The organism is Rhodohalobacter sp. 614A, from assembly GCF_021462415.1.
Taxonomy (GTDB): domain Bacteria; phylum Bacteroidota; class Rhodothermia; order Balneolales; family Balneolaceae; genus Rhodohalobacter.
On the sequence record NZ_JAKEDS010000001.1, the window covers coordinates 121,074 to 133,124 of the forward strand.

Genomic DNA, 12,051 nt, shown 5'->3' on the forward strand with positions numbered 1-12,051 from the left:
TCAGGATACAGATTTTAGTGCTCAACTCTACACAATTGAGGCTCCGGCCGTATTAATTTTGGAGATGTGAAGGTCGTATTCCAGGCCAATACTTTGCAGAACGACACCCATCGCTTTTCCAATTTCTTCTGCTTGTTCTTGTGATGTGCTCAAGGCGAACAATGAAGGGCCCGAGCCGGAAATGCTACATCCAAGAGCGCCATGATCAAGAGCAGCTTGCTGCATTTCGGAAAATCCGGGAATGAGCACTGCGCGAACAGGCTCGATAATTTCATCATGTAAAGAGCGACCGATCAGATCATAATCATTTGTATATAATCCGGCTACCAGTGACCCCAGGTTCCCCCATTGGGTCACAGCTTTTTCCAGCGAAACCTGTTTTCTAAGAATCTTCCGGCTGTTTTTGGTCTGAATCTCAATTCCGGGATGAATGACCGTACAGTGTAATTTTTCGGGAGTGTTGAGGGAAATTACATCCGGAGGATTGTGGGTTTTAACGAGGATGAATCCGCCAATCAAAGCTGCCGCCACATTATCGGCATGAGCCGTTCCGCTGGCCGCCAATTCCCCCTGAACCGCAAAAGGTAAAAGCTCATTTGTAGTAAAAGGATTTCCCAGTAACTCATTTACCGCTACAACCGCAGCAGCAGAACTTGCTGCACTTGAACCGAGTCCGCTTCCCAACGGCATTTTTTTCTCAATCTGTAGTTCAATTCCTGTTTTCTTGGCTTCATCTACTTTTTCCAAAAGTGAAAGAACGGCAAGTCCGGCCGTATTTTTTTCCGCTTCTTTGGGCAGTCGTCCTTCATCACCGTTAATGGAAGTAATCCGCAATCCGGGTTCATCAGAAAAGGAAGCCGTCACATAATCGCCAAGACCGTGAATGGCAAAACCAAGCACATCGAACCCACAGGCAACATTTGCAACCGTTGCCGGGGCGAAAGCTTTGATTTTTTTTGATTTGGTTTTGGACATCGAATTTGATTGATATAAAATTTACTTGTCATTGTGAAGGATCCGTCCGATGGAAATCGTGACAAACCCCAAACTTGGAGATTACTTCACTCCGTTCGCAATGACCGTTATCTTGTACTTCTGCTACTCAAAACCCTGCATTACTGTACGCTTTGGTATTAGCCACCCGCAAAATATCGGCGATAATTCCGGCAGCCGTTACATTTGCGCCGGCTCCGGGGCCTTTCACCACCAACGGATTTACATCATAGTGTGAGGAGTAAATTGCCAGGATATTATCACTGCCGGACAGATTATAAAAAGGATGATCGGAAGCAATGGTTTCCAGCTTTACTTCGGCTTCTCCATTTTCAAAACGTGCAATATAGCACAATTTTTTTCCTTCGTCTGCCGCCTCTTTCCACATGGCTTCAAACTCGGAATCAAACTCTTTCAGCTTCTCAAAAAATTCGTCAATATCCTTGGCATCGCGGGCTTCTTCGGGAACAAGATTTTGTACGTCAATGTCATCAAAGTCAAGTTGATAACCGGCTACCCGTGCCAAAATGAGCAGCTTTCTTCCCACATCAAACCCGTTTAGATCTTCCCGGGGATCCGGCTCCGTATATCCCATTTCTTTCGCTTTCTTCACGAGATCGCTGAATCCGACCGAATCATCAAAACTATTAAAGAGATAGCTTAATGTTCCCGAAAGTACTCCTTCAATTTTATGAATGTGATCACCCGTGGTTACCATTTCGTTGATGGTTCCGATAACCGGCAAACCGGCCCCTACATTGGTTTCGTAACGGTATGCACAATTGTGCAGTTTGGCGGTTTCGTGGAGCTGATCAAACAACTCCTGACTCGTTGAATTTGCCAATTTGTTGGGAGTAACAACCGAAATACTTTCGGAGAGAATATTATTATAAAAAGCCTTCAACTCCGGACTGGCAGTACAATCCACAAAAATGCTATTGGGAAGATTCATGAGCCTCATCACATCCACAAACTCTTCTAAATCTGTATCACGGCCGTCTTGCTGCAGATGTGTTTCCCAGTCAGAAAGTGAAATCGATTCTTCACTCAGCAACATTTTTTTACTGTTCGCGAGCCCTTTAATATTCACATCGATCTGGTACTCGTTATAGAGTTCCTGCGCATGATCACTCAACATTTTCAGAAGCGTGCTTCCAATCAGGCCAACACCCACGAGGAAGATGTTCATCGTCTTCACCCCAGCCAGGAAAAAAGCGTCATGAAGAGTGTTCATCGCTTTTTTCTCATTCTTTCGGTCAATCACAAAAGAAATATTTCTTTCGGATGATCCCTGCGCAATGGCCACAATATTGATCCCATTTCTGCCAAGAGCGTTAAAAACCCGCCCGGCAATTCCGGGAATTTGGCGCATATTATCTCCTACCACCGCCACGATGGAAAGATCATTTTCAACCCGGATTTCGTCGAGAATTTCTTTCTTGAATTCCTCTGAAAATTCATCGGAAATAGATTTTTTGGCAATTTCTGCATCCCCGGGCAACACGGCTACTGTAATCGTGTGTTCGGACGATGACTGCGTAATCAAAATAATATTGATACTTACCTTGGCCATTGCTCCAAAAATTCGAGAAGCAACACCTGTAACGCCAATCATCCCGCTGCCTTTAATCGTTATTAAAGACACATTTTCGATGGATGATAAACCCCGTATAATCCCGCCCTTTTCCTTTACTTCTTTTTTGATTTGAGTGCCGGGATGCTCGGGCTTGAAGGTATTTTTAATTACAATTGGAATCTCAGATTTAAGCGCCGGCTGAATAGTGGGCGGATAAATAACTTTTGCTCCGAAATGAGAGAGCTCCATTGCTTCTTCATATGAAGCAAATTCTACGGAAAAGGCATTCTTTACCTTTCGTGGATCTGCTGTCATCAAACCATCCACGTCTGTCCAGATTTCAATAACCTCGGCATTGAGTGCAGCACCAAAAATAGACGCCGTATAGTCAGAGCCACCCCGCCCTAAAGTTGTGGACTCCTCATTGAGTGTTGATGAAATAAATCCGGTTGCAACAATTACACTCTCATCATTCTCTTCCAGGTAATTCTGAATGTTTTGATAAGTCTGATCCGTTAAAACCCGAGCTGCACCAAAATTATTGTCGGTCTTAATCAGGTTCCTCGCATCCGTATAAAGTGAAGATATTGCCTGGTTTTGCAGAGCGGATGCCAAAATCTGAGCGGAAAAACGCTCTCCAAATCCTACAACAAAATCGAGGGTTTTCAGAGTAAGTTCCCGGATCAGCCAAACTCCCTGCAGAACATCTTCCAGCTCATTAAACAGTAATTTAAAGGAAGTAATCACCTCGCTTCTTTTGCTGGCGGGAAACAAATCATTAATGGTATCGATATGTCTCTTGTCGATCTGCTGCAGCAAATCCTGAAAGCGTTCATCCCCGGAAGATGCCAAACTCGCCGTTTCAATCAATTGATCGGTAATTCCACGCAAGGCGGATACAACAACGACCAGCCGCCGGTCTTTTTGTTTGGATTCAACAATGGAGATGACCCGGCGCAAAGCATCCGGTGATCCTACGGAGCTCCCGCCAAATTTTAAAATCCTCATGTAAATGGTTATCAATTAAGCAAATTGTTCAGAAAAACAGCATCAAAAAACGTTTTTCACAAAATATTCTCTAAATATTGAGAACCTTAATTTTAGCTATTCGTGCCGCCGTCTACAAGATTTTTTTGATTTTCACCAATCAAAGTTACAAAAGCGCTTCCAGTTTTTTTGCGCTGTTTTTTTTGCACAACGGTTGTAGATTGAACCTGTATTGCTTTAGTTGGTTCCTGTAAACCATGACATTGGCAGTTCTTTTTTTGTTGAAATGTACTGTCGAAATACTCATTGCTCGAACTATAAATAAATTTTCGCCATGGATTTTAGTGAAAAAAAAGCCACCATTTTAGGCGCCGGTAATATTGGATGCTCAATTGCAAACGGATTGACTGCGTCCGAAATTTTCAAGCCAAGCCAAATGTATCTTACACGACGGCGTACGGATAAACTCAACGAATATGCAGAAAAAGGATATCTGGTTACGTCAGATAATATTGAAGCTGTTAAACATTCTGATGTCATCATAGCCTGTGTGGAACCCCATCAACTGGATGGTATTCTGAAAGAAATTGCACCTGCCCTCGATGCAGAAAAACATCTTTTAGTCTCCGTTGTGTCAGGAGCGAAAATCAAAGACATCCAAAAAAATGTACCTGAAGGAGTTGCTGTAGTGCGGGCAATGCCAAACACAGCTATTGCCATCCGGGAATCGATGACCTGCATCTGTTCTGAATCCAAAGATTCCGGTCCCATCGAAACTACCAAAGCTATCTTCGACACAGTTGGAGTAACACTGGAAATCCGGGAAGAACAAATGTCTTCGGCTACGGCTCTTTGTGCATGCGGAATTGCTTTCTTTTTGCGGGCCATTCGTGCCGCTTCTCAGGGAGGAATTGAGATCGGGTTTCACTCCAATGAATCCATCACGATGGCGGCGCAAACTGCGAAAGGTGCAGCTTCACTTTTAGGAGCCATGAAAAATCACCCTGAGTACGAAATTGATCGTGTAACCACGCCGAAAGGTTGTACTATTTCCGGCCTGAACCAGATGGAGCACGGCGGTTTCAGTTCGGCCATGATTAAAGGAATTCTGACTTCCGCAGAGAAAGCTGAGAAGCTTTATTAGACCCATAAAAAAAACCCACAGTCAAACGGACCTGTGGGTTGGGATTGGGAACTCTTAAAAAATCTCTACAGAAGAACCGTTTTTTTATCCGGACTTTTCAAACCGGCATCTTTCTTCGGCTCTACTGCACTTCTCTTATATTCCTCTAACGTGAATTCGTCGACCAGGATTGCATCATATCTTGCTTCTTCGGTCTTTCGAACCAGTTCGGCTTCATCCTGAGTTATGATATTTTTCTCAAGAGCTGCATCGAGTTGTTTAAGAACGTGTTTCTTTTCAAGCTCCCTTGCTTTGGTCGCTTTATACAACTTCTTGTATACCGGGAAGGATTTTTCGACCATTTCAAGGGCGTGTTCATACTTCCCTATTGCCTGATCCCGACCGGCAGGAATGTAAATGTCTTTTGTGATCCGGTCTCGCTGTTCACCCCGGGTCTGCATGGCCTGGGCTACTTTATGTCCCAGTTCATCCGAAGGTTTCTTCCCTATTCGGTTGATGCGTGACCACAGTGCTACCGGGCCACGGAACAACCAACTCAGTCCGGGTGCATCGATTTCAGAGTAGATCTCGTCAAATGCAGTCTGAATCCGTAAAAAGGCCTCTTCCATTGCCCATTCGAAATAGATCTGATCTTCTTCTTTTTTTCCCTCTGCTTCATATCGGCGCAAGGTGGCTACAGCCAATAGCATCCAGCTCAGAACATCTGCGTATCTGCCGGAAAGTTTCTCTTTCATCTTAAGAGCACCACCATATGATGCCAGAGCCATATCTGCCATAAATGCAAATGTTGCAGAAGACCAAGCCAGTTTCTTGTAATACCTTGAAGCAGGGCCTCCTGTCGGGGAGCTCGCCAGACGTCCTCGGGTTACGCTGAGAAGCACGGACCGAATCATATTTTGGATTGCATGACCAATGTGATTCCAGAAATTCTCATCGAATTTTTTTACGTCTTTATTCATCAGCGCCTCAATTTCATTGAACGCATAAGGATGACTTCGAATCGCTCCCTGCCCAAAGATCATGAGAGTTCGGGTAAGAATATTTGCACCCTCTACGGTTATTGCAATCGGCATAGCCGTATAGGAGTGAGCAAAAATATTTCTTGGCCCGCGGGAAATTCCGGATCCGCCCACGATGTCCATCGCATCGTTCACGATTTCCCGGCCCAATTCAGTAAAATTGTATTTGGCGATGGCTGTTACCACTGCGGGTTTGGCTCCTTTATCTAACGCTCCGCAAATGTAGGTTCGGGCAGCATCCAGCAAATATGTGTAGCCACCAATTCTAGCCATCGGTTCTTCGATTCCCTCAAACCGGCCAATATTAAGCCCAAACTGCTGACGAATGGCTGCATAGGCTCCGATTGCACGGGTTGCCGTTTTGGCTCCTCCAACGGATTGTGCGGGAAGCGAAATACCACGGCCAACGGCAAGTGATTCCATTAACATACGCCAACCGTTTCCCGCACCTTCTTTTCCGCCAATGATTGCACTAACCGGCACGATGACATCTTTTCCTCGAATCGGACAGTTGTAGAACGGAATTCCAAGCGGATCATGACGTTTTCCAAGAACCACACCGTCTGTGTCACTCGGGATAAGTGCACAGGTAATTCCCAATTCTTCGCCTTTTCCAAGTAAATTCTCAGGGTCGTACAATTTGAAAGCTAACCCGATAACCGTAGAAATGGCGGCAAGTGTAATGTACCGTTTCTCCCAATTCAGTTTGAGGTAGAGTTCGCCATCTTCACCTTTGAACACTTCACCCCGACTTTGCATGGAACCGGCATCCGAGCCAGCATTTGGTTCGGTCAACGCAAAACATGGAATCTCTTCAGCTTTGGCAAGCCTCGGGAGATAGTGATTTTTCTGATCTTCCGTTCCGTAGTGCATCAACAATTCAGCCGGACCAAGAGAATTCGGAACCATTACGGTTGTTGCAAGGGGTCCGCAGCGCGAAGCAAGTTTGGCAACGATCAAGCTGTGGGCATTAGCTGAAAAACCGTGCCCTCCATACTTCTCAGGTACGACCAATCCGAAGAAGCGTTCTTTTTTAAAATACTCCCATGTTTGTTTATCAAAATCGCGGCGCTGGAAAACATCCCAGTCAGAAACCATCGAACATAATTTCTCAACCGGGCCATCCATAAAAGCCCGTTCCTTTTCGGTCAATTCCGGATACTCTTCCCGGCTCAGTTTTTTCAGATCCGGCTTTCCGGAAAAGAGATCTCCTTCCACCCAAACGGTTCCGGCATCAATAGCGGTTTGCTCCGTTTCAGAAATTTTTGGCAAAATATTCAGTTTGTCGAGAAGTGACATCAACGGGCCTGAAAGCACCGCTTTGCGAATCGGTTTGATATTAAAAATCAGTGCCAGCACCACATACACCGCCAGCAGCCAAACGGGCGCGCCAAGTCCGGTTAAAGCAGCTAAACCTGCCCCTGCCCAGAGCCATAACGGCGCCCCGGTATATCCAAAAATCAAACCGATTAAAATGATGGATCCCCAGGCAATCCAGCCGGATAGTCCGTCAAAAAATGCGAGTTGCTCCAAGAAAGTTTCCATAATGTTCTCCTGTTATGCGGGTGTTTTCTGAATGATAAATCCCTGGATGATGTGCTCAATAGCCTGATCAATAAATTCCTTTTGAGGTATTCTTGTGTCCAGCCTCTTACTGAGAATGACCGAAACAATGCCATGTAATTGTGCCCATAGGGTGTATGCACTAATCATGGAATTTTCAACTTCAATCAACTCTTCCTGTTTTCCCTGTTCAATAATCTGGCCCAACAGCTCGTACGCACTTCTGATTTGCTGAAATTTTTCTTTGGGATATTGCGGCATCTCTTCCGGGCGAACCATATAGATTATTTCGTACTCCTGCGGATGTTCAAGTGCAAACCGCACATAGGCCCGGGCGAGATCTTCAAGCTGTGGTATGAGTCCCTTTGAGGAATCGATTTCGCGAATCAGTTGTCCCTTCAAATGCTCAATGCTTTGATCAATAAGAGAAAGCAAAAGATCATCTTTATTTTCAAAATGGAGATAGATGCTTGTTGCGGTTACATCAGCCCGTTTGGCAATATTCCTCATCGTTAATTTGCCAAATCCATGTTGGATCAAGAGATCGCGGCTTACTTCAAGTATTTGATTTCGCAGAGACATAATCGGATTAGGTTAACAGTGTTAAGTTAACTCTCATAAATTATTAAAATTGTACTCAATGTCAATAATTGGGTTTCTGCTTGCTTCCAGATGTTTTTACACTTTTCTAAAAATAGCTCAAAACTATTACCTTGGAAGAGTCTGAACTAACATCCACTCTTATCCGCTCCAATGAAAAATATTCACCTGATTTTAACCCTCCTTCTCATTCAAACTATTTTCATTTCATGTGGTTCCGAAGTCAACGAAATAGCTCCGCCTGAACCTGTAATGCCGATTCCCTCGGCCGCTCAAATGGACTGGCATGAAATGGAAATGATTGCCTTTCTTCACTTTACAACCAACACATTTACAAATAAGGAATGGGGATATGGTGATGAAAGTCCGTCGATTTTCAATCCAACGGAGCTTGATGTGGATCAATGGATGACAACTTTGAAAGAAGCGGGATTTAAAGGCGTGATTCTGACAGCGAAACACCATGATGGTTTTTGCCTCTGGCCGAGTGAATATACTGAGCATGATGTAGCGAATAGTCCGTACAAAAATGGGAATGGGGATATCGTAAAAGAAGTATCGGAAGCGGCGAGGGAGCATGGTTTAAAATTTGGTGTTTATCTCTCCCCATGGGACAGAAATCATGCCGATTACGGCGACCCTTCCTACATTGATTATTACAGGAATCAGCTTGAAGAAATTTTTACCGACTATGGTCCTGTTTTTGAAATGTGGTTTGATGGAGCCAATGGCGGCGATGGTTATTACGGAGGCGCCAACGAAACCCGAACCATTGACCGACAGACGTATTACGACTGGCCCACTACCATTGATTTTGTTCGTGAATTACAACCGGAACCTAAAGTTCTGTTTTTCAGTGATGCCGGACCGGACATCCGCTGGGTTGGGAATGAACATGGCGTTGTAGCCGAAACCAATTGGAATACCATCAACAATGATACACTCTATGCCGGGCAAGCCGGAATTAACGATTTACTTGCAACCGGTTCTGAAGATGGTACAAAATGGATTCCTGCCGAAGTAGACGTGTCCATCCGGCCGGGATGGTTCTATCATCCGGAAGAAGATGATGAAGTAAAATCACCCGAAAAGCTTTTCGAAATTTATATGACATCGGTTGGCCGCGGATCAACGCTTCTTCTGAATATTCCTCCGGACAGACGCGGCCTGCTTCATGAAAATGATGTAGCTGCACTAAAGGAATGGAGAACCATGCTGGATGAAACATTCAGTACAAATATTGCTGCCGGGGCTGAAGTCACAGCCGACTCCTATCGGGGCGAATTCGATATTTATCACCCCAACCATATTACCGATGACGATCATGAAACCTACTGGACCACGGGAAATGGAATTCCAACCGGTGTTTTAGAGATTGATTTGGGAGATGAAAAAGAGATCAGCTACGTAGTGCTTCAGGAATATATCCGGCTGGGACAGCGCATCCGCTCATTTTCGGTGGATGTCTGGCAAAACGATGAATGGCAAAACATTGCAGAAGCAACCACAATGGGTTACAAACGAATTCTGGATGTCGGGCCTGTTACCACAAACCGAATACGGATCAATATCAATGATTCCAAAGCCAGCCCCATTGTTTCAAATGTGGAGGTGTACTAATCTTCATCAACTCATTTCGAAGTAACAAGCCCTCATTCACTCAAACGAAATGCAATGTAATGAATCGTTTTTCCGGCCTTTAAATGCTTTTTTTCATAAAACGTCTGATGAGTCAAAAGTTCATTCCCCGGTTCCTCTTTGTAGATATCATCTACTTTTTTGATGATTTCGCATCGCTCCTCTTTAATCGTTTCGAGAGTAAACTCATAAAGCAGGTCGGAATCGGTTTTCAGGTGAATAGAGCTGCCGGGGTTTAAAAGTTTCCTGTAAATATTCAGAAATTTCGGGGATGTCAGGCGTTGCCTGGAACGCGATTCCCGAAGATGAGGGTCGGGAAATGTAATCCATATTTCATCAACTTCTCCTTTTTCAAAATAATCGGGCAGGTGATCGATCAACATTCGTATGAACCGGACGTGATTCATCCCATTCTGCAGGGCATAACTTGCACCTTTCCATATACGATTACCCTTGAGGTCAATCCCTATATAATTTTTATCCGGATTTTTCTCTGCCAGATAAATCGTGTATTCGGCTTTACCACAGGCTAACTCAAGAACGATTGGATTTTCATTTTCGAAAATCTCTTTGTGCCATTTTCCCTTTGGCGTTGGCTTGTCCCCGAAGTCAGTGTATTCAAAAACATTCTCAAAACGAGCAATGTCTTCAAAGCGCTTGAGCTTATTTTTATTCCCCATCTGGATTGAAAAATCTACCCGTACCAGGCCGGTTCATTCCCTTTTTTCCATTTGATATTGCAACCCATACTGGGAATCTGCTTCTCGGGCGCGGGTTCACCTGCCAGCATCAGATCGGTAGCATTTCGGAGGTCCTCGCCGGTTGGTTCCGTGTCGTTTTTGGGACGGGCGCTATCAAATTGTCCCCTGTAGAAAAGTTCAAGATTTTCATCAAATAAAAATAAATCAGGTGTACATGCAGCTTTGTAAGCGTGTGCGGCATCCTGGTCTTTATCGTACAGGTATGGAAACGGGTAGCCAAATTTTTCGGCGTCTTCCATCATTTTTTCCGGTCCATCTTCGGGATAACTTTCTACATCGTTGGAACTGATAGCTACGACTCCAATTCCCTTCGGCATGTAATCGGAAGCATACTTCACAAAATGTTCTTTGATGAGCTTTACATAGGGGCAGTGATTGCAAATAAACATCACCAGCAATCCTTTATTTCCCTTATAAGAGTCGCGTGAATAGGTTCTTCCGGAAACCACATCATGAAGCATAAAATCCGGAGCTTTTGTTCCCAGTTCGAGCATTGTTGATTCAACAGCCATATCAAAAATCTGTTTTTATTTTCTTGTTGATTTGATACGTACAACAAAGTGTACAACCATCTCATTCAAACCATCTGAAAATAAGAATTTTCATGAGGCTTGTAAGCTTAAAATCAACAACTATTCCATACCGTCGAAATCCGGAAAAGAAAATTCTTTTCCTAAATATTGATAAGTAAACTTAAGCGAATTGTATTGGCAAGGGGATGATCTTCTTCAAACGTGTAGAGGTAACTGAAATCCACACCGAACAATTTATACCGGATGCCCGCCCCGAGGGTTAAAAACTCGCGATTCCCGTTTTTGGGATGCTCATAATAATAACCACTTCGCAGAGAAAACAGATTGTTGTACCAATATTCTGCTCCAAAACCATACATCAACTGTTCGCCAAAACTGACGGTTATTGTTTCTTTTCCGTTAAATCGATCGTATGCATTCCAGCTTTTATAAAGCGCCTCAAAAGAGCTTGCCGCATCACGCCGGGCCAAAATTTTTGAAATATCATTCGAAAATGTGAGAGTATTTTTCCCTTGTTTATCCAGATCCATTGTATAGGCCCAACCGATCCTCAAAGCTGTTGGTAATGGATCGGTTTGGGTATTGTCGGTGTACTGAATTCCCGGCCCAAAATTGGACAGATTGATACCGACACTGATGTTGGATTCTCTTTCTCCCCACATGATTGGATTGCTTTTATAGAGTGCAGAAAGATCCACTCCCACACTTGCACCCGGATTAATATCCTGTCCGCTCACACTTCCATCTGCCAGCGAACTATAGATGAACCTTACACCCGTCCCCAACGAAAATCTATCGGATATTTTCAACCCATATGAAATACCTCCGCTGACTTCAAAGCTTCGAAATCTGCCGCGATCAAATCCTGTTTCGTCTGTCCGAATCTGTTCACCTAAATTCAGGTAGGTAATATGGGCTCCAAAAGTGCCAATATCTTCTATATGATAAGTACCCGCCAGGTAATCGTAAAAAAGGTCTACATTAAATGCGGGAAGCCAATTTGCATGAGTTACGCTAATCTGGTTCTGGTTTTGAAAGGCCAGTCCCGCCGGGTTCCAAAAAACAGCCGATGCATTATCCGCAATGGCAACCCCGGTATTCCCCATGCCTGCCGCACGGGAGTCGGGCTCTATTTGAAGAAATGGAACAGCCGTAATACCGATCTGCGCTGTTACGGATACTGGTGCAAACAGAACTACAAACAATAATACAATATGGATTTTTTTTGTTTTCATAA

General features: G+C 44.2%; 9 protein-coding genes. 2 read left to right on the forward strand and 7 right to left on the reverse strand.

The window, feature by feature from the left end:
- Nucleotides 1–27 precede the first annotated feature (27 nt).
- Together L0B18_RS00435 and thrA are read right to left on the reverse strand one after the other, a co-directional pair.
- Nucleotides 28–975: a homoserine kinase gene (locus tag L0B18_RS00435; protein ID WP_234567123.1), complete on the reverse strand. Its 948-nt coding sequence runs from the start codon at nucleotides 973–975 to the stop codon at nucleotides 28–30.
- Between the two features lie 127 nt (nucleotides 976–1,102).
- Nucleotides 1,103–3,577: a bifunctional aspartate kinase/homoserine dehydrogenase I gene (thrA, locus tag L0B18_RS00440; protein ID WP_234567124.1), complete on the reverse strand. Its 2,475-nt coding sequence runs from the start codon at nucleotides 3,575–3,577 to the stop codon at nucleotides 1,103–1,105.
- Between the two features lie 313 nt (nucleotides 3,578–3,890).
- On the opposite strand from thrA, the gene proC reads away from it, so the two are divergent.
- Nucleotides 3,891–4,700 carry a pyrroline-5-carboxylate reductase gene (proC, locus tag L0B18_RS00445; protein WP_234567125.1) on the forward strand — a complete coding sequence of 270 codons (810 nt, stop codon included), beginning with the start codon at nucleotides 3,891–3,893 and terminating at the stop codon, nucleotides 4,698–4,700.
- Nucleotides 4,701–4,765: 65 nt separating this feature from the next.
- Here proC and L0B18_RS00450 read toward each other — a convergent pair whose 3' ends face one another.
- Nucleotides 4,766–7,264 carry an acyl-CoA dehydrogenase gene (locus tag L0B18_RS00450; RefSeq protein ID WP_234567126.1) on the reverse strand — a complete coding sequence of 833 codons (2,499 nt, stop codon included), beginning with the start codon at nucleotides 7,262–7,264 and terminating at the stop codon, nucleotides 4,766–4,768.
- Between the two features lie 12 nt (nucleotides 7,265–7,276).
- Nucleotides 7,277–7,864 (reverse strand): TetR/AcrR family transcriptional regulator, encoded by a 588-nt coding sequence (locus L0B18_RS00455; protein WP_234567127.1) that lies wholly within the window; start codon nucleotides 7,862–7,864, stop codon nucleotides 7,277–7,279.
- A 171-nt stretch (nucleotides 7,865–8,035) separates the two neighbouring features.
- On the opposite strand from L0B18_RS00455, the gene L0B18_RS00460 reads away from it, so the two are divergent.
- The gene (locus L0B18_RS00460) at nucleotides 8,036–9,502 is read left to right on the forward strand and encodes an alpha-L-fucosidase (protein ID WP_234567128.1); all 1,467 of its coding nucleotides are present in this window, start codon (nucleotides 8,036–8,038) and stop codon (nucleotides 9,500–9,502) included.
- Between the two features lie 32 nt (nucleotides 9,503–9,534).
- Here the strand turns inward: L0B18_RS00460 and trmB are convergent, their stop codons facing one another.
- From trmB to porV, 3 genes are all read right to left on the reverse strand, one after another.
- On the reverse strand, nucleotides 9,535–10,200 hold the full coding sequence (gene trmB / locus L0B18_RS00465; RefSeq protein WP_234567129.1) for a tRNA (guanosine(46)-N7)-methyltransferase TrmB: 666 nt from the start codon (nucleotides 10,198–10,200) through the stop codon (nucleotides 9,535–9,537).
- 14 nt (nucleotides 10,201–10,214) lie between these two features.
- Entirely contained in the window at nucleotides 10,215–10,793 is a 579-nt protein-coding gene (locus L0B18_RS00470; RefSeq protein ID WP_234567130.1) for a thioredoxin family protein, read from the reverse strand.
- 161 nt (nucleotides 10,794–10,954) lie between these two features.
- Nucleotides 10,955–12,049 carry a type IX secretion system outer membrane channel protein PorV gene (gene porV / locus L0B18_RS00475; protein ID WP_234567131.1) on the reverse strand — a complete coding sequence of 365 codons (1,095 nt, stop codon included), beginning with the start codon at nucleotides 12,047–12,049 and terminating at the stop codon, nucleotides 10,955–10,957.
- Nucleotides 12,050–12,051 lie beyond the last annotated feature (2 nt).